This window comes from Maritimibacter alkaliphilus HTCC2654 (assembly GCF_000152805.1).
GTDB lineage: Bacteria > Pseudomonadota > Alphaproteobacteria > Rhodobacterales > Rhodobacteraceae > Maritimibacter > Maritimibacter alkaliphilus.
In genome coordinates this window covers 85,047-103,062 of the sequence record NZ_CH902578.1, presented here as the reverse complement: position 1 = coordinate 103,062, position 18,016 = coordinate 85,047, and the positions used below count along the sequence as shown (strand labels likewise).

The following is an 18,016-nucleotide window of genomic DNA, read 5'->3' as shown; positions in this document are numbered from 1 at the left end:
TCAACACCGGAGAGGGTCAACCGAGCCACCCCCTGTTTCGGGCAATTTGAACAAGGGGTTCCACGCGCTTCTGCGACGCGGCAAAGCGCATTGTATACCGTTGTTTACAAGGATGGAACGCGGTTTTCCGCGCCGCACAAAAGGTGTGCTATTCAATCATCTTTGAACGAAGTTCAGGAACCGGCCCGGCCCGATGCCGACTCAGGCCGAAACCGCGACGTAGACCGCGCAAAGAAACATGACCACGGTGACCGGCCCCCAGAGCAGGCGCTCCGGGCGTGACGGGGTCACGTTGTTCATCAGCGTCGACAGTCCCGTGATCGCCACGACGGCCCAGATCAGCCAGCCAGGACCGACAGGGGCAAGCAGCCCCCCGGCGCCTGCCACGAGCCGCGCGAACAGAACCATGAGACCGCCCTGAACCACGGCCCCGACCCGCAGCGCCACGGGCATCCTGCCGGGCCACCGGCCCCCCATCGCGAGATGCCCCCACGGCGCGCCCAGCGCCAGCGCGAACTGGAACAGGCAGACGATCAGGGCGAGGACGCTGAAGACCAGCGCGGCGATTTCAACCAGCGTCATTGCGTCATCCATCCCGCTTTGCGTTTCTCGAAGAAGGCACCGATCCCTTCCTGCGCCTCGGCCCCTTCCCAGCAGTCGACCAGCGCGCGGATCGTGTCGTCGATGATGTCGTCGGTGATCGGCGGACCCAGTCGGCGCGCCAGTCGCTTGGCCGCCGCGACGGCGCCCGGTGCACAGGTGAGATAGGGCACGACCTCTTCTTCGACCGCCGCATCCAGCGCACCTTCGGGCACCGCATGGGCGATAATGCCCAATCGCTGCGCCTCGGCCGCGCCGAACACGCGCCCGTTCATGAACACGCGCCGCGCCATCGCTTCGCCGATCCGGGCCAGCACATAGGGGCCGATGGTGGCCGGGATCAGACCCAGCCGCGTTTCGGTCAAACCGAACTTGGCATGATCCGCCGCGATCGCCACGTCGCAGACGCTGCACATGCCGATCCCGCCGCCGAACGCTTGCCCCTGCACCCGGCCGATCAGCGGTTTCGGCATTTCGTTCAATGCTTTGAGCATGAGCGCCAGCTTGCGCGCCTCGAAGAACCGAGTCTCGGGATCGGCGGCGAACTGATCGCGCATCCATCCCAGATCGCCACCGGCACAGAAGCTTTTCCCTGCGCCGGTCAGCACCACCACCCGCACGCCGTCATCCGCGCCAAGCGCCTGCGCCGCTTCCGTCAGTTCGCGGATCATCGTGGCGGACAGCGCATTGTGCTTGTCGGCCCGATCCAGCGTCAGTGTCGCCACACCCCGCCCGTCGGTCGTGATCGAAATCGTTTCGTACATGTCTACCCCCGCATCGCCTTGGCCATGTCGCCCGCACGTCCCAGAACCTCCTGGTCCAGCCCTGTGGACAGGCCCAGCGCCGTCAGCCGGTCGTGCACTTTCTCCGTCGCCACGTTGCCCTTGGCACCGGGCGCATAGGGGCAGCCGCCCAGCCCGCCGACCGCCGCGTCGAACACGCGCAGGCCCAGTTCCAGCGACATCTCGATATTGTCGAGCGCCCGGCCACCCGTATCGTGGTAATGCCCGGCAAGGCGCCCGGCCGGAACGCGGTCCAGCACCGCGATCAGCATATCGCGGATGGTCTCGGGCGTGCCCTGCCCGATGGTGTCGCCGAGCGATACTTCGTAGCAGCCCATCGCCATAAGCTCCCCCGCGACAGCGGCGACCGCATCCGGCGCGACCCGGCCATCATAAGGGCAGTCCGTCACGCAGGAGACGTATCCGCGGACTTTCACTTTTCGAACCAAAGCTGCCTCAACGACCGGCAAAAACCGCTCAAGACTTTCAGCAATCGAACAATTGATATTGGCCTGACTGAAACCCTCGCTGGCGGAGCCGAAAATCGCGATCTCGTCCGCCCCGGCCTCCATCGCCCGTTCGAAACCCTTCAGATTCGGCGTCAACGCCATGTAGGACACGCCTTCGGCGCGGGTGATCCCGGCCAGCACCTCGGCGCTGTCGGCCATCTGCGGCACCCATTTGGGGCTGACGAAACTCGCCACCTCGATCCGGCTGAAGCCTGCGCCGGACAAGGTATCGACAAGCGCCACCTTGCGATCCGTGGGGATCAGGGTCTTTTCGTTCTGAAGCCCGTCGCGCGGGCCCATTTCGACCAGTTCGACGCTATCCAACGGGCACCTCGTAGAAATCCTGCTTGTAGATCGTGTCCGGCCCCTGCGCCGCGAACGCCGTCTGATAGGCCGGACGGGCGGCGAGCCGTTTCTGATAGGCGGCGAGCGTCGGGAATTTCTCGGCATGGACATAGTGAAACGCGGCTTCGATCCCGAACCCGAACATCACATCGACCGCCGAAAAACCGGAGGCGAGCAGGTAATCCTGCGCCTCGACCCGTTTCGCCACGGGCTTCAGCGCCTTCGCCAACCGCCGGGTTTCCAGCCCGATCACTGTGGGCGACCGCATCGCCGGATCAGGCAGGAACACCTGCTGAAGATTGAGGTTCTGGATGCAGGTCGCGACGGTTTCGGCATAGTGCAGCCAAACGAGGAATTCGGCACGTTCCGCATCGCCCGGCAGACGGCCCAGCCCGTGCTCGGACCGCGTCTCGCACAGGTATTCCACGATCGCGCCGGATTCGATCAGCGTCATCCCGTCGATCTCGAGCGCCGGAACGCGCCCCGCCGGGTTCACGAGGTGAAAGTCGTCGGTGCCGAGGCTGCCGTCGCCGATACGGTAGTTCTCCACCTCCGGCTCCAGCCCCATCTCGGCAAGCAGCCAATGCACCCGGAACGACCGGCTGCCGGGCACGGCGTGCAGACGGATCATGCGGCGGCCTCCTCTTCCGGTTCCAGCGCGATGAGGGCGGCATGGGCCTCCACCTGCGCGCCTTCGGCGGCCAGCACCTCGCCCACCACACCGTCGCGCGGCGCGGTCAGCGTGTGCTCCATCTTCATCGCTTCCATGATCGCCATCTTCTGCCCGGCCTCGACCCGGTCGCCGGGCTTGACGAAGACCGCCTTCACCAGCCCCGGCATCGGCGCTTCGACCACATCGCCGCCCGCCGCGTCCGCCGACAGAATGGCCAACGGGTCCGGCACGCGGAAGCCCAGCCCGGCGCCCGAGAACACCGTGACGAGATCTCCGGTGATCGCCACCTCGGGCGCAAGCGCGCCGCCGATCCGCCAGCCGGACGGGCCTCGCACCGCCTCGACCACGGTGTCGCCCACGGTCACCCGCGCCGTATCCGGACCGGACAATTCGATCGCGGGCGACAGCACGTCGCCGTCATGGTCGAGCAGGATGGTCCGCCGAATGGGCGCCCAGAGCGTGAAGCCGCTGACAGGTTCGGCGGCGTCCATCAGACCCGCCCCCGCGAGGGTGGCAAGCGCGATGTCCTCGGCAGTGGCCGCCGGGGTCTTGGTCAGCATGGCCAGATCGCGGTCGATCAGGCCGGTGTCGACCTTGCCCGCCGCGAACCCGTCATGCGCGCAGAGCGCCGAAAGGAACCCGAGGTTCGTGACCGTGCCCGCCACCTGCGTTTCGGCCAGCGCCCGCCGCATCTTGCCCAGCGCGATATCGCGGGTCGGGCCATGGGTGACGATCTTGGCGATCATCGGATCGTAGAACGGGCTGATCTCGTCCCCCGTCCGCACCCCGGTCTCGGCCCGGCATCCATCGGCAAAGGCAAGATGCGCCAGCCGCCCGGTGGCCGGCAGAAAGCCCGCAGGCACATCCTCGGCATATAGCCGCGCCTCGAAGGCATGGCCGCGAAGCGGAATTTCGGATTGCCCAAGCGGCAGAGGCTCGCCCGAAGCGACCCGCAACTGCCATTCGACAAGGTCTATGCCCGTGACCTCTTCGGTCACCGGGTGCTCGACCTGAAGCCGCGTGTTCATCTCCATGAACCAGAACCCGTCGGGCCTGAGCCCGTCCGAGCCGTCGACGATGAACTCGACCGTTCCCGCCCCGGCATATCCGATCGCCTCGGCGGCGCGCACCGCCGCCTCGCCCATCGCCGCGCGCATCTCCTGCGTCATGCCCGGCGCGGGCGCTTCTTCGATCACCTTCTGGTGGCGGCGCTGGAGCGAACAGTCGCGCTCGTAAAGATGCACCGCCTCGGTCCCGTCTCCGAAGACCTGCACCTCGATATGGCGCGGGCTGGTCACGAACTTCTCGATCAGCACATCCGGGTTGCCGAAGGCGGTCTTGGCCTCGGACCGGGCCGAGGCGAGCGCATCGGCGAAGTCGCCCGCACGTTCGACCAGCCGCATCCCCTTGCCGCCGCCGCCCGCCACGGCCTTGATGAGCACCGGGTAGCCGATCTTGTCGGCCTCGTTCGCCAGCAGGTCGTCGGACTGGTCCGCGCCGTGATACCCCGGCACCACGGGCACACCGGCCTCTTCCATCAGCTTCTTCGCGGCATCCTTCAGCCCCATCGCCCGGATCGCCTTGGCGGAGGGGCCGATGAAGGTCAGGCCCGCCGCTTCGACCGCCTCGACGAAATCGGGGTTCTCCGACAGGAACCCGTATCCGGGGTGAATGCCCGTGGCCCCCGTCGCCTTGGCCGCCGCGATGATCGCCTCGCCGCGCAGGTAACTCTCGGCGGGTTGCGGGCCGCCGATGTGCACCGCCTCGTCCGCCATCGCCACGTGGCGCGCGGATCGGTCGGCGTCCGAATAGACCGCCACCGTGGCCACGCCCAGTTTGCGGGCCGTGTCGATCACCCGACAGGCGATCTCACCCCGGTTCGCGATCAGGATTTTCTTGAACATCACCCCTCCTTCCGGGCCGTCGTGATGAAAGCGCCGGCGAGATCCCGACGCGCATGGTCGACAAATCCCGCCGCCTGCAAGGGCTGCGCATAGTTCTGCCCCTCGGGCACCCATTCGGTATCGAAAACCTCGCCGCCGATGACGATGCGCCCGCCGGGCCTGAGCAGGCGGAACGCTTCCACCAGCCCCGCGTCGCGGTCTTCGAAATGGTCGATCACGTTTATCATCGTCACCACGTCAAAGGCCCCGTCCTCGAACCCGGTCGCCTCGCCCGGCGCCACGCGCAGGTCCGCCGTGGGGCAGCGACCGCGCGCGATTTCGACCATGCGCGGCGTGGGGTCCACCCCGGCGAGCCGTCCGGCGAGGGGCGCGATGGCCGCCAAGGCCGCGCCGCCGCCGCATCCGATGTCGATCACGTCCGACCCCTTCGCGATCCCGGCGGCGTCGACAACGGCGAAGATGCTCGGATCGTCGCCATAGGCGTCGACGTAGCTTTGCGCCTTTTCATCGTCCCAAGCGCTCATGTCCGGTCCTCCATCGCCCGACGATGCGCCGCCGCGCTGTCGTCGGAAAAGCAGCACAGCACGATCCGCTCCGGCGCGCCGGTCCAAGCCGACACCTCCCGCACGGCGATCCGGGCCGCCTGATCCGCCGGGTAGCCATAGACGCCGGTCGAGATGGCCGGAAAGGCGATGCTGCCACAGCCGCTTTCGCGCGCCAGACGAAGGCTTTCGCGGTAGCACGCGGCCAGCAGGTCCGGCTCGCCCCGGTCCCCGCCATGCCAGACCGGGCCGACCGTATGGATCACGTGACGGGCGGGCAGGTCATAGCCCCCGGTGATCCGCGCCTCGCCTGTCGGGCAGCCGCCGATCTTGCGGCATTCGTCCAGCAGCCCCGGCCCCGCCGCCCGGTGAATGGCCCCGTCCACACCGCCCCCGCCCAGAAGCGTTTCGTTCGCGGCGTTCACGATGGCGTCCACCTCCAGCGTGGTGATGTCGGCGGTGATGATCTCGACCGGCACGGCGTCACATCCTGAACACGCCGAAGCGCGTTTCCTCGATGGGTGCGTTCAGCGCGGCGAGAAGCGACAGATACAGAACCTCGCGGGTCTTGCGCGGGTCCACGATGCCGTCGTCCCACAGCCGGGCCGAGGCATAGAGCGGGTGCGACTGACGCTCGAACATCTCGATGGTGGGGCGTTTGAACTCGGCTTCCTCCTCGGCGGACCAGTCGCCGCCGCCGCGTTCGATGGCGTCGCGTTTGACCGTGGCCAGCACGCCCGCCGCCTGCTCGCCGCCCATGACGGAAATCCGGCTATTGGGCCATGTCCACAGGAAGCGCGGCTGATAAGCCCGGCCCGCCATGCCGTAGTTGCCCGCCCCGAAAGACCCGCCGACGAGCATGGTGACCTTGGGCACGTTCGTCGTTGCGACCGCCGTGACCATCTTGGCCCCGTGGCGCGCGATCCCTTCGTTCTCATACTTCCGACCCACCATGAAGCCCGTGATGTTTTGCAGGAAAATCAGTGGGATGCGGCGTTGCGAGCAGAGTTCGACGAAATGCGCGCCCTTCTGCGCGGCCTCGGAAAACAGCACGCCGTTGTTCGCGATGATCCCCACCGGGCAGCCCATGAGATGCGCAAAGCCGGTCACCAGCGTTTCGCCGAAGCGCGGCTTGAACTCGTCGAAGCGCGAGCCGTCCACGACCCGCGCGATCACCTCGCGGATGTCGTAGGGCGTGCGCAGATCGCCCGGCACGACACCGAGGATTTCGTCCGGGTCATAGGCCGGGTCTTCCGCCGCCTGCCAGCGCACGGTGTCGGGCCGCGTCCGGTTCAGGCTCTCGACCGCCCGGCGGGCCAGCGCGAGCGCATGGGCGTCATCCTCGGCCAGATAGTCCGCCACGCCGGAGAGCCGCGTGTGAACGTCGCCGCCGCCAAGATCCTCGGCCGTCACGACTTCGCCGGTCGCGGCCTTCACCAGCGGCGGCCCGGCGAGGAAAATGGTCCCCTGATCCTTCACGATGATCGTCACGTCGCTCATCGCGGGCACATAGGCCCCGCCTGCGGTGCAGGAGCCCATGACGACCGCGATCTGGGGAATGCCCTTCGCGCTCATCTGCGCCTGATTGTAGAAAATCCGCCCGAAATGGTCGCGATCCGGGAAGACCTCGTCCTGGTTGGGCAGGTTCGCGCCCCCGCTGTCGACAAGGTAGAGGCACGGCAGATTGCATTCCTGCGCGATCTCCTGCGCGCGCAGATGTTTCTTGACCGTCATCGGATAATACGTGCCGCCCTTCACGGTGGCATCGTTGGCGATCACCATCACCTCCTGCCCGTGGACCCGACCGATGCCCGCGATCACGCCCGCCGCCGGGGCCGCGTCGTCATACATGCCATGCGCCGCCGTTGCGCCCACTTCGAGGAAGGGCGACCCGGCGTCGAGCAGATTGGCCACTCGGTCGCGCGGCAACATCTTGCCGCGGGAAAGGTGGCGCTCGCGGGACTTGTCGCCGCCTCCGGCAGCTGCCAGCGCCGCCGCGTCGGCCACCGTGCCCAGCATCTCCAGATGCGCGGCGCGATTGGCCTGAAAGCTCTCGGACCCCGTCATGGCTTGGGATTGCAGTTTCATGTCGTCTCCTCCTGCGACGGGTGCGGCGCACCGCGCCCGTGCATCTCGTTCATCGTCTCGGCCGCCACGCCGTGTGTGCCGAACCCCTTGGCCCGGTCGTTGGGTGTCAGATTGCGCATGTCATCGCCCCTCGGGCCGGGGCCGGGGTCGGATCGCGGGCGGGCGGCGCGCCCAGCCGCTTTCGACCGCCGACGGAACCTCCCCCGCCCAGCGCGCGATCTGCCAGGCGAGCACGGCGATCCTCAACCGGTTGTTCGCTTCGTTCGCACCGCACCAGACCTCCATGATCTCCGGCATCCCGTCGCAATCCGGCCCGGCCGAGGTGCCGTTGGCCAGCAGATAGGTCTTGTCGTAGAGCGCCTCGACCCACGCCTTCCCATCGACCGCGCCGGCCGGAGGCAGGTCGGCCAGCACGGCACCCGTCATCGCGTCCTGCTCGTCCGCCAGATCGCGCTGGCACGGCAGCGGCGCGTCGGACCGGTCGCACAGGACGATTCCGCCCCCGCCGCAGGTATAGACCTGCCCCACGTCCCAAAGCCCGCCTTCGACCGCGTCGATGTCGATGGAGCGGTTCACGATAAGCTTCTGTTCGTAGCGATCCATGTAGACGTCCATGCAGGTCTGGAAGTCCGGGATCGGCGGCTGATCCTGAGCAGGCGCCGCATTCGCCGTGAACAAGGCTAGGAACAGGAGGGCACCTTTCATCCGCCGATCCCCCCTGCCCGGCGGCCCACCAGAGCGCCGTACATATCGGTGACATAGGCGACCTTGTCGTCCCCCTGACCACATTCGACCACGTATCCCTGCCCCTCGGGCCAGCCTGCGCAATGCAGATCGTCGCGCCCGGTTTCGCGGGCATAGACCGACGCCCAGTCCGCCACGATCGACGACGGGTCGGGCGGCCCCATTCCGGCCACCCGGTATCCCAGCACAGCCGACAGGCCACATAGGGCGACGAGCGTGACGATGTGAGCCTTGCGGATCAATGGAACTCCAACTCGTTGCGCAGCGAAAGCGCGCGCTCGGCGGTCATCTGCATCAGGCAGCCCGCTTCGGCTGGACCGCCCCCCGTGCCGCCGCCCCATTTCGACCGTTCGAAAGCGCAGGCCGCGTCGCGCCAGGGAATCCACGCCCGCTGCGCGTCGCGCAGGGCGTCGGACGTGCTCACGGGCATCTCGTTGACCTTGTCGTCATTGGCCAGACGTTCGCGCAGCGGCCCGTAGAGTGCATTCAATTCGGCGTCCCAATCCTCGTATTCCGCCCAGATGCAGGCCCCCGTGCCCACCGTCGAATAGCCGCCTTCGGTGTCTTCCATGCAGCGGTTGGCCGATGTGCCGATGCATTGCAGTTTCTCGAACCAGTCGTCGGTCGCCGCGATGCAGTCCCGCGAATGGGCGAAGTCATAGGTCAGGTCCTGCGCGACCGCAGGTGTGGCCAGAAGGCAAAACGAGGCAATGAGGAAACGCATCATGAACTCCTTGAAAAACCGGGGATTCGACCCCGTATCCCGAGGTTAGCGCATCTTCGCCATCAGTTCGCGGCCCACGAGCATCCGCCGGATCTCGGACGTGCCCGCCCCGATCTCCATGAGCTTGGCATCACGGAAAATACGGCTCACCGGCGTTTCGTTCATGAACCCCATGCCGCCCATCGCCTGCACCGCCTGATGCGCGACCGTCATGGCCTCTTCGCTGGCATAGAGCACGCAGGCCGCCGCGTCCTGCCGCGTGACCTCGCCCCGGTCGCAGGCCTTGGCGACCTCGTAGACGTAAGCGCGGGCCGAGTTCATCTTGGTGTACATATCGGCGATCTTGCCCTGCATGAGCTGAAAATCCCCGATGGCCTGGCCGAATTGCTTGCGCTCGACCATGTAGGGCATGACCTCGTCCAGACAGGCCGCCATGATGCCCGTGCCGATACCCGACAGCACGACACGCTCATAGTCGAGCCCGGACATGAGAACCTTCGCCCCCTTGCCCTCTTCGCCCAAGATGTTCTCGAACGGCACGTCGACATCCTCGAAGAACAGTTGCGCCGTGTTCGACCCGCGCATCCCGAGCTTGTCGAAATGCGGGCTGGTCGAAAACCCCTTCATGTCCTTCTCGACGATGAAGGCGGTGATCCCTTTCGAGCCTGCGTCGGGATCGGTCTTGGCATAGACGACCAGCGTGTCGGCATCCGGCCCGTTGGTGATCCAGAATTTCGAGCCGTTCAGCGTGAAATATCCGTTCTTCTTCTCGGCCCGAAGCTGCATCGACACCACGTCGGACCCCGCCCCCGGCTCCGACATGGCGAGCGCGCCGACTTGGTCCCCGGAAATGAGCCCCGGCAGATACCGGCGCTTCTGCTCTTCGGTCCCGTTCAGCTTGATCTGGTTCACGCACAGGTTGGAATGCGCGCCGTAGGACAGGGACACACTGGCCGAGGCCCGCGCGATCTCTTCGACCGCGACGGTATGGGCGAGGTAGCCCATGCCGGCCCCCCCGTATTCCTCGGAAACGGTGATCCCGAGCAGACCCAGGTCGCCCATCTCTTTCCAAAGGTGCGCAGGGAAGTCGTTCGTCTGGTCGATGTCGGCCGCCAGCGGCTTGATCCGGTCCTGCGCGAACCGATGCACCATGTCGCGAAGCTGCGCGATATCCTCGCCCAGATCGAAATTCATCGACGCCATGAACATGGCCGCCCTCCCGTTTATTGAACGCTTGTTCATTTCTAGTCACGAGTGGCGAGTCGGGTCAAGCGGTGACGCATCCGATGTTTCGCCGCCCGGCTCCGCCGGACGCCGACCCATGCGAGAGGGCCAGCCCTCTCGCGCTCTCCCGGGATATTTTGGACCGGAAAGGAATTGTTAAGGTTAATGGCCTACGGTTGATTCACGGTACAGGCTGGGAAGCCGATGGCCGTGACCGGAAAGCCCCCGGGCATCCCCCGGGGGTGGACCCGTCCTCTTTCCGGTCCGAAATATCCCGGGAGGTCCGGAGGGCTGGCCCTCCGGATCCGGCGTCAGCCGGATTGATGGACCGCCGAGACCTCGGCCCGGATGATCCGCGCGATCTGGGCGCAGTCGTCGAGTGAGAAGGTGAGCGGAAGCCTCAGGTCGAGAATCCCACGCAACACGCGGTCGGAGGCCGGCATCGGTGCGGACGGCGCATAGCGCCAGCTGTCGTAGCGCGAGGTGAAGCCGACCGGCTCGGCCGCCCCGAACCATTTGAGCTCGACACCTTTCCCCGCGCAGCGCGATACGACCTCGGTGATTTTCGCCCCGTCCCAATCGAGCAACAGGAACTGGAACGAGGACATGACGTAGTCCTCAGCCTCCGGCCGCTCCACGATGGTCAGACCGGGGGTGTCGCGAAGCCCGTCCTCGACCACGCGATACCGTTCGTTCCAGCGGGCGCATCGAGCGTCCAGATCGGCGAGTTGCGGGCGCAGGATCGCGGCGCGCAGGTTGTCCATCCGGCCCGACACGTTGGGCGTGTCGTATTTCACCCGCTCGAAGACCTCGGGCCCCGGCGCGGCGAGGTGGCGTCCGTAGAGCATGTAGCTGCCCGACAGCATGACCGCGCGGGCCGCGATGTCTTCGTCATCGGTGATGAGCAACCCGCCCTCGCCGGAGTTCATGTGCTTGTAGGTCTGTGTCGAATAGCAGCCGATATGACCCGAACGACCGGACAGCACGCCGTTCCAACGCGCGCCCATGGTGTGCGCGCAGTCCTCGATCACGGTCAGGCCATGCGCCTCGGCCAGCGCCATGAGCGCGTCCATGTCGGCGAGATGCCCGCGCATGTGGGAAAGCATGAGCACGTCGGACTGGCCCGCTTTCGCCGCAAGATCCTCGAGGTCGATGACGAGGCTTTCGGTCACGCCGACGAAGATCGGGACCGCGCCGACCGATGCGATGGCGCCGGGCACCGGGGCCAGCGTGAAGGCGTTTGTCAGAACCCGGTCGCCGGGCTTCACCCCCACGGCCCGCAGCGCGGTGGCCAGCGCGTAGCCGCCCGACGCGACGGCGAGGCAGTATTTCGCCCCCGACCAGTCCGCGAATTCGCGTTCGAGCAGCGCGACCTGGCTCTCTTCCCCCGGTGCCGTGTTGTAGCGGTGCAGGCGGCCCGACCGCATGACGGCGACCGCCGCTTCGATCGCCGTTTCCGGGATCGGCTCTTGCTGGGTGAAATTGCCTTTGAAGGTCTCGCTCATGGCCCGGACATTGCGCGGGGTCCGCGTTGGGGTCAACTGCCCTCAGCCGATCAGGCGCGCGACTTCGCGGTCGAGATCGTCATAGTGATCGAGCAGCCCCTCTGGCGCGAGATCGGCGACACCCCGCCCCGACGGCCCGAAGGTGATGAGGAGCGAGGGCACCCCCGCCGCGCGCGATGTTTCGCGATCCGTCACGGTGTCGCCCACAAGAAGCGATCGCGTCACCTCGCCGCCGGCCTGTTCGACCGCTGCCACGAAGGGGGCCGCGTCCGGTTTCTTGACCGGCAGCGTATCCGCGCCGATGAGCGAGGCGAAGAGGCTGCGCACGCCGAGACGGGTGAGCAGCGTTTCAGCGAGCCCCTCCGGCTTGTTCGTGCAGATGCCGACCGCATAGCCGCCCGACCGAAGCCGTTCGACGGCGGCCACCGCGCCGGGATACATCACCGTGTGGGTGTCGATGTTCTCGCCATACCATTCGAGCAGATAGGGGTAATCCCTCTCCACCTCGGCCGCGCCCAGCCCAAGCCGGTCATAGCCCAGCGTCAGCATCGCGCGCCCGCCGCGAAAGGCCGTGGCCGCATCCGCGACGCGGTCGAGCAGATCGCCATGGCCCGCGCGCGAAAAACAGGCGTTGGCGGCGCAGATCAGGTCGCGCGACGTATCGGCAAGCGTTCCGTCCAGATCGAAAATCACCGTTTTCATGCCAAAGCCCCGCTCTTTCAGACGCACCCATTGCGTGATACGCGCCGAGGGGTAAAACGAGGTGACAGAGAAGAAAAGAGCAGACGCATGGCCACCGCCCTCATCATCCTCGCTGCCGGACAGGGCAAGCGCATGAATTCCGACCTGCCGAAGGTGCTGCACGAACTGGGCGGCGCGCCGCTGTTCGCCCATGCGCTGTCCGCCGGATCGGCGCTCGCCCCGGATCGGATCGTGCTGGTCGCGGGCAACGGGGCCGAGGCCGTGTCGGCCGCCGCCACCAAGCTCGACGACGAAATCGAGGTGGTGTTGCAGGAGGATCGGCTTGGCACGGGTCACGCCGTGGATCAGGCCCGCGCCGCACTTGCCGGGTTCGACGGGGACGCCATCGTCCTTTACGGCGACACGCCTTTCATCACGCCCGAGACCCTTGAAGCGATGATCGCCGCGCGGCGGGGTGGCGCGGATGTGGTCATCCTCGGGTTCGAGGCGGCAGACCCCAAGCGATATGGTCGTCTCGTCATGGACGGTCAGGAATTGCGCCGGATCGTGGAATACAACGACGCAAGCGACGAGGAACGCGCGATCACCCTGTGCAACTCCGGCGTGGTCGCGGCGGATTGCGGCACACTCTTCGACTTGATCTCGGGTCTGTCGAACGAGAATGCGGCGGGCGAATACTACCTCACCGACATTGTCGAGGTGGCGCGCGAAAAAGGCCTGCGTGCCGAAGCCGTGACCTGCCCGGAGGCCGAGACGCTGGGCATCAACAGCCGCGAGGAACTGGCGGCCGCCGAAGCCCAGCTTCAGGCGATCAAGCGGGCCGAAGCCTTCGAGAACGGGGTCACGCTGGTCGCCCCGGACACCGTGTTCTTCGCCCATGACACCTTCATCGGGCGCGACGCCGTGATCGAACCCAACGTGGTGTTCGGCCCCGACGTGACCATCGAATCCGGGGCGCGCATCAAGGCGTTCAGCCATCTCGAGGGCTGCCATGTCAGCGCGGGGGCCGTCGTCGGCCCCTTCGCCCGTCTGCGCCCCGGCGCTGAACTGGCGGAAAAGGCCAAGGTCGGCAATTTCGTCGAGATCAAGAACGCGCAGATCGCCGAGGGCGCCAAGGTCAACCACCTGTCCTATATCGGGGACGCCACCGTCGGCGAAGCCGCGAACATCGGCGCGGGCACGATCACCTGCAACTACGATGGCGTGTTCAAGCATCGGACCGAAATCGGGCCGCGCGCCTTCATCGGCTCGGACACGATGCTCGTGGCCCCGGTGCGTGTGGGCGCGGACGCCATGACCGCCACCGGCACCGTCGTCACCCGCGACATCGAAGACGGGGCGATGGGCGTGGGGCGTGCACGGATGGAGGTGAAGCCGGGCTTCGCCGTGAAACTCTTTGAAAAACTTCGCGCCCGGAAGGCCGCAAAAAAAGGTCATTAAGCATGTGTGGTATTGTCGGCGTCCTTGGCACGCACGAGGTTTCCCCCATCATCGTCGAGGCGCTCCGGCGGCTCGAATACCGTGGTTACGACAGCGCGGGGATCGCGACCATTCAGGAGGGCGGCGTGCTCGACCGTCGCCGCGCCGTGGGCAAACTCGTGAACCTGTCGGATGAACTCGTCCACAACCCCCTCCCCGGCAAAGCGGGCATCGGCCACACCCGCTGGGCGACCCACGGCGGTGTGACCGTGCCGAACGCGCATCCGCACAAGGCGGGCCGTGTGGCGCTGGTCCACAACGGGATCATCGAAAACTTCGCCACTTTCCGTGCCGAGCTCGAGGCGGGCGGATATGCCTGCGAAAGCCAGACCGACACCGAAACCGTGGCCGGGCTGGTCAACGTCCTGATGGATCAGGGCATGACGCCCGTGGAAGCGGTGCGCGCGGTGCTGCCGCGACTGGAAGGGGCCTATTCGCTCCTGTTCCTGTTCGAGGGCGAGGACGACCTGATGATCGCCGCCCGCAAGAACTCGCCTCTGGCCATCGGGCATGGCGACGGCGAGATGTATGTGGGCTCCGACGCCATCGCGCTCGCCTCGATGACCGACCGTGTGACCTACCTGGAGGAAGGCGACTGGGCCGTCATCACCCGCGCGGGCGCGACGATCTATGACGAGGCCGGGAAACTGGCCAACCGCGAGGTTCGCAAGGTCGCGCTCAGCGCCACCCGGATCGAAAAGGCGGGCTACAAACACTTCATGATGAAGGAGATCGCCGAGCAGCCGACCGTGGTGGACGCGGTGTTCGACGCCTATCTCACCCCCGACGGCGACGCGATCACGATGGACCTGCCCGGCGTCGACTTCACCAAGGTCAGCCGCGTCTCGATCGTCGCCTGTGGCACCGCCTATTACGCGGGCCTCGTCGCGAAATACTGGTTCGAACGTTACGCCCGCCTGCCCGTCGACCTCGACGTGGCCAGCGAGTTTCGGTATCGCGAGCCGCCATTCCCCGATGGCACCCTGTCGGTCTTCGTCAGCCAGTCGGGCGAAACCGCCGATACGCTGGCCGCGCTTAGATATTCCGACGGGAAAGCCGCCAAGATCGTCAGCCTCGTGAACAGCCCCGAAAGCTCGATCGCGCGCGAAAGCGATGTGGCGGTGGCGATCCACGCGGGCGTCGAGGTGTCGGTGGCCTCAACCAAGGCCTTCACCGCGATGCTCGCGACCTTCGTGGTCATGGTGCTGAAGGCCGCCGTCGAGCGCGGCGAGATGGACGCGGATACGCTGGCCGAACGGTTGACGGACCTGCGCAAACTGCCGGGACTGATGAGCCACGCGATCTCCATCGACGGGGAGTTGAGCAAGGCGGCGCGCAAGGTGGCGCAAGCCCATGACGTGCTCTTCCTCGGGCGCGGCCAGATGTTCCCGCTGGCCCTTGAAGGCGCATTGAAACTCAAGGAAATCAGCTACCTGCACGCCGAAGGTTATGCGTCGGGTGAACTCAAACACGGCCCCATCGCGCTGGTCGACAAGGAAACGCCCACCGTGGTTCTGGCCCCCCATGACGGGCTGTTCGAGAAGACCGTGTCGAACATGCAGGAGGTGATGGCGCGCGGCGGGCGGGTGCTGCTTATTTCGGACGCGCGGGCGATTGCGCAGGCGGGCGGCGGCGTGTGGCGCACGATCACGATGCCGGACGCGCCGGAGCTGATCCAGCCGATCCTTTATGCGATCCCGGCGCAGCTTCTTGCCTACCACGCCGCCATCGCGAAGGGGACGGATGTGGACCAGCCGCGCAACCTTGCGAAATCGGTCACGGTGGAATGACCCGGAGGGCGGCCCATGGCCAAGCAATTCGATAGCATCGAAGCGCCGCACAAGCGGTTCATCGAGGATCAGCACATCTATTTCGTGGGTTCGGCGGCGCGTGAAGGGCGCGTCAACGTCTCGCCCAAGGGGATGGATTCCTTGCGCATCATGGGGCCGAACCGGATCGTCTGGCTGAACCTCACCGGATCGGGGAACGAGACCGCCGGGCATCTGCGCGACGTGAACCGCATGACGCTCATGTGGTGCAGCTTCACGACCCGCCCCCTGATCCTTCGCTGTTACGGCACGGCCGAAACCGTGCATCCGCGCGACGCGGGATGGGACGACCTGTATGCGCTGTTCGACGACCACGCGGGCGCGCGACAGATCTACGACATGACGGTCGATCTGGTGCAGACCTCCTGCGGCTATGCGGTGCCGTTCTTCGACAATCCGCGTGAACGCGACACGCTGACCAAGTGGTCGGACGACAAGGGCGCGGACGGGATCGCGGCCTATTGGGAGGAAAAGAACCGCTCCACCATCGACGGTGCGGACACGGGACTGTTCGAATGACGCTGGACGAGGCGCTTGCCGACCTGCGCGCCCGGATCGAACCGGGCCGCGCCGAAGGGGCCGCCGCCTATCATAAGGTGGAGCGTGAATACCTTGGCGTGACCAACCCGGCGATCAACGAGATCACGACGGGCTGGCGCCGGACCCTCACCGTCGACGAACGCGTGACGCTGGCCGATGCGCTCTGGCAGACCGACATCTACGAGGCGCGACTGGCCGCCGCCAAACTGCTGACGCAGGCCCGGATCAAGGGCGACGCGCCGGTGTGGGCGTTGATCGTGTCCTGGGTGCCGGATTTCGACAGCTGGGCCATTGCCGACCATGTGTGCATGGCGGGGCAGAAACGGCTGGTGGCCGATCCGACGCGGGTGGACACGGTCGAGGGTTGGACCACCTCCGACCATATGTGGACGCGCCGCGCGGCGCTCGTCATCACCCTGCCGTGGACCAAGCAGAACCACCCCAAGCCCGAAGACCTCGCCATCCGCGACCGGGTTCTGGGCTGGGCTGCATCCTATGTCGACGACCGCGAGTGGTTCATCCAGAAAGCCGTCGCATGGTGGCTGCGCGACCTGTCCAAGCACGACCCCGACCGCACCCGCGCCTTCCTCGCCGCTCATGGCGACCGGATGAAGGCGTTCGCGCGCAAGGAAGCCGGGAAATACCTCGCTTGACAGTTGTCGTTGCAACGAACTCCGCCTAACGTCCGCGAAAATCAGATTTGGAGGATCGAATGACTGACCTGACACCCCCGTTCCGCGCCGATCACGTCGGATCGCTTCTGCGCCCCAAAGCCATTCAGGCCGCCCGCAAGAAGCATTTCGAAGAGGGCAGCCTGTCGGCGGACGAGCTGAAGGCGGTCGAGGATGCCGAGATCCCCGCGCTCATCAAGATGCAGGAAGACGTCGGGCTGAAGGCCGTGACCGACGGCGAAGCGCGCCGGTCGTTCTGGCACTACGACTTCATGGGGATGCTGACGGGCCTCGACCTCGACGAACGTGACGAGGGCGTGCAGTTCGCAGGCGTCAAGCTGCGCCCGATCTTCCCGACGATCACGCAGAAGCTGGACTTCCCCGACGATCACCCGATGCTGGACCACTTCAAATTCGTGGCGGCAAACACCAAGGTCGTGCCGAAAATCTCGATCCCCGGCCCGTCCTGCTGTCACTTCCGCACCGCGCCCGAGGACATCCATCCCGAGGAATACAAAGACCCCGAAGTGCTGATGGCGGACATCGCCGCGACCTACAAGAAAGCGGTGGCCAAGTTCTACGAGGCCGGGTGCCGTTACCTTCAGATGGACGACATCTTCTTCGCCTATCTCTGCGACCCCAAGCACCGGGCCGAGAAGCAGGCCAACGGGCAGGACCCCGACTGGCTGATCCAGAAATACAGTTGGATGATGCGCGAGGCGATCAAGGACCGGCCCGCCGACATGACCATCGGGATGCATATGTGCCGGGGCAACTTCCGCTCGACCCATGCGGCCGAAGGTGCCTATGACCTCGCCGCCGAAGCGATCTTCGACACCGGCGTCGACATCTTCTTCATGGAATACGACACCGACCGCGCGGGCGGGCTGGAGCCTCTGGGCCTGTTGCCCAAGGGCAAGCAGCGCATCCTGCCCGGCTTCGTCACCACCAAGACGCCCGAGCTGGAAGAGATGGACTGGCTCAAGTCCAAGTTCGACGAGGCGTCGAAATACGTCGATATCGACCAGCTCGGCATCGCGCCCCAGTGCGGCTTCGCTTCGACCGAAGAAGGCAATGCCGTGACCGAGGACGACCAGCGCCGCAAGCTGGAGCTGATCGTGCGCTGCGCCGAAGAGATCTGGGGCGGCGTCTGAG

20 protein-coding genes are annotated in these 18,016 nt (G+C 66.2%); 5 read left to right on the top strand and 15 right to left on the bottom strand.

The genetic code is table 11. The features are described 5' to 3' along the window. Positions 1-201 precede the first annotated feature (201 nt). The 15 genes from RB2654_RS01535 to RB2654_RS01470 form a co-directional block, all read right to left on the bottom strand. A complete protein-coding gene (locus RB2654_RS01535; protein ID WP_008327894.1) occupies positions 202-582 on the bottom strand; it encodes a hypothetical protein in 381 nt (126 codons plus the stop codon). After that, positions 579-1,364: a crotonase/enoyl-CoA hydratase family protein gene (locus RB2654_RS01530; RefSeq protein WP_008327893.1), complete on the bottom strand. Its 786-nt coding sequence runs from the start codon at positions 1,362-1,364 to the stop codon at positions 579-581. The genes RB2654_RS01535 and RB2654_RS01530 overlap by 4 nt, the downstream gene beginning before the upstream one ends. Positions 1,365-1,366: 2 nt before the next feature. Beyond that, on the bottom strand, positions 1,367-2,215 hold the full coding sequence (locus RB2654_RS01525; RefSeq protein ID WP_008327892.1) for a hydroxymethylglutaryl-CoA lyase: 849 nt from the start codon (positions 2,213-2,215) through the stop codon (positions 1,367-1,369). Next, on the bottom strand, positions 2,208-2,867 hold the full coding sequence (locus tag RB2654_RS01520; protein ID WP_008327890.1) for a glutathione S-transferase family protein: 660 nt from the start codon (positions 2,865-2,867) through the stop codon (positions 2,208-2,210). Before RB2654_RS01520 ends, RB2654_RS01525 begins: the two co-directional genes overlap by 8 nt. Continuing rightward, positions 2,864-4,813 (bottom strand): acetyl/propionyl/methylcrotonyl-CoA carboxylase subunit alpha, encoded by a 1,950-nt coding sequence (locus tag RB2654_RS01515; RefSeq protein ID WP_008327888.1) that lies wholly within the window; start codon positions 4,811-4,813, stop codon positions 2,864-2,866. The genes RB2654_RS01520 and RB2654_RS01515 overlap by 4 nt, the downstream gene beginning before the upstream one ends. Continuing rightward, positions 4,813-5,337 carry a class I SAM-dependent methyltransferase gene (locus RB2654_RS01510; RefSeq protein ID WP_008327886.1) on the bottom strand — a complete coding sequence of 175 codons (525 nt, stop codon included), beginning with the start codon at positions 5,335-5,337 and terminating at the stop codon, positions 4,813-4,815. Before RB2654_RS01510 ends, RB2654_RS01515 begins: the two co-directional genes overlap by 1 nt. Next, on the bottom strand, positions 5,334-5,834 hold the full coding sequence (locus tag RB2654_RS01505; RefSeq protein ID WP_008327884.1) for an O-acetyl-ADP-ribose deacetylase: 501 nt from the start codon (positions 5,832-5,834) through the stop codon (positions 5,334-5,336). The genes RB2654_RS01510 and RB2654_RS01505 overlap by 4 nt, the downstream gene beginning before the upstream one ends. Positions 5,835-5,838: 4 nt before the next feature. Beyond that, positions 5,839-7,443 (bottom strand): carboxyl transferase domain-containing protein, encoded by a 1,605-nt coding sequence (locus RB2654_RS01500; protein WP_008327880.1) that lies wholly within the window; start codon positions 7,441-7,443, stop codon positions 5,839-5,841. After that, complete coding sequence (locus RB2654_RS24000; RefSeq protein WP_008327878.1) at positions 7,440-7,562, bottom strand: hypothetical protein; 123 nt, start codon at positions 7,560-7,562, stop codon at positions 7,440-7,442. The genes RB2654_RS01500 and RB2654_RS24000 overlap by 4 nt, the downstream gene beginning before the upstream one ends. 1 nt (position 7,563) lies before the next feature. Continuing rightward, positions 7,564-8,148 (bottom strand): hypothetical protein, encoded by a 585-nt coding sequence (locus tag RB2654_RS01495; RefSeq protein ID WP_008327877.1) that lies wholly within the window; start codon positions 8,146-8,148, stop codon positions 7,564-7,566. After that, positions 8,145-8,429: a hypothetical protein gene (locus RB2654_RS01490; RefSeq protein ID WP_008327876.1), complete on the bottom strand. Its 285-nt coding sequence runs from the start codon at positions 8,427-8,429 to the stop codon at positions 8,145-8,147. The genes RB2654_RS01495 and RB2654_RS01490 overlap by 4 nt, the downstream gene beginning before the upstream one ends. After that, complete coding sequence (locus tag RB2654_RS01485) at positions 8,426-8,911, bottom strand: lysozyme inhibitor LprI family protein (protein WP_040885362.1); 486 nt, start codon at positions 8,909-8,911, stop codon at positions 8,426-8,428. Before RB2654_RS01485 ends, RB2654_RS01490 begins: the two co-directional genes overlap by 4 nt. Before the next feature lie 45 nt (positions 8,912-8,956). Beyond that, entirely contained in the window at positions 8,957-10,120 is a 1,164-nt protein-coding gene (locus RB2654_RS01480; RefSeq protein ID WP_008327874.1) for an isovaleryl-CoA dehydrogenase, read from the bottom strand. 326 nt (positions 10,121-10,446) lie between these two features. Further along, positions 10,447-11,640, bottom strand: a complete 1,194-nt coding sequence (locus tag RB2654_RS01475; protein WP_008327873.1) for a DegT/DnrJ/EryC1/StrS family aminotransferase — start codon at positions 11,638-11,640, stop codon at positions 10,447-10,449. 42 nt (positions 11,641-11,682) lie between these two features. After that, complete coding sequence (locus tag RB2654_RS01470; RefSeq protein WP_040884262.1) at positions 11,683-12,342, bottom strand: HAD-IA family hydrolase; 660 nt, start codon at positions 12,340-12,342, stop codon at positions 11,683-11,685. A gap of 87 nt (positions 12,343-12,429) precedes the next feature. Between RB2654_RS01470 and glmU the strand changes: the two genes are divergently transcribed. From glmU to RB2654_RS01445, 5 genes are read left to right on the top strand one after another with little or no spacing between them, the layout of a single operon-like run. After that, positions 12,430-13,782 carry a bifunctional UDP-N-acetylglucosamine diphosphorylase/glucosamine-1-phosphate N-acetyltransferase GlmU gene (glmU, locus tag RB2654_RS01465; protein WP_008327871.1) on the top strand — a complete coding sequence of 451 codons (1,353 nt, stop codon included), beginning with the start codon at positions 12,430-12,432 and terminating at the stop codon, positions 13,780-13,782. Positions 13,783-13,784: 2 nt separating this feature from the next. After that, a complete protein-coding gene (gene glmS / locus RB2654_RS01460; protein WP_008327870.1) occupies positions 13,785-15,611 on the top strand; it encodes a glutamine--fructose-6-phosphate transaminase (isomerizing) in 1,827 nt (608 codons plus the stop codon). A 15-nt stretch (positions 15,612-15,626) separates the two neighbouring features. After that, entirely contained in the window at positions 15,627-16,169 is a 543-nt protein-coding gene (locus RB2654_RS01455) for a pyridoxamine 5'-phosphate oxidase family protein (protein ID WP_008327866.1), read from the top strand. After that, positions 16,166-16,843, top strand: coding sequence for a DNA alkylation repair protein (locus RB2654_RS01450; RefSeq protein WP_008327865.1), 678 nt, complete (start codon positions 16,166-16,168; stop codon positions 16,841-16,843). The genes RB2654_RS01455 and RB2654_RS01450 overlap by 4 nt, the downstream gene beginning before the upstream one ends. Positions 16,844-16,902: 59 nt before the next feature. Continuing rightward, positions 16,903-18,015, top strand: coding sequence for a 5-methyltetrahydropteroyltriglutamate--homocysteine S-methyltransferase (locus RB2654_RS01445; RefSeq protein ID WP_008327864.1), 1,113 nt, complete (start codon positions 16,903-16,905; stop codon positions 18,013-18,015). Position 18,016 lies beyond the last annotated feature (1 nt).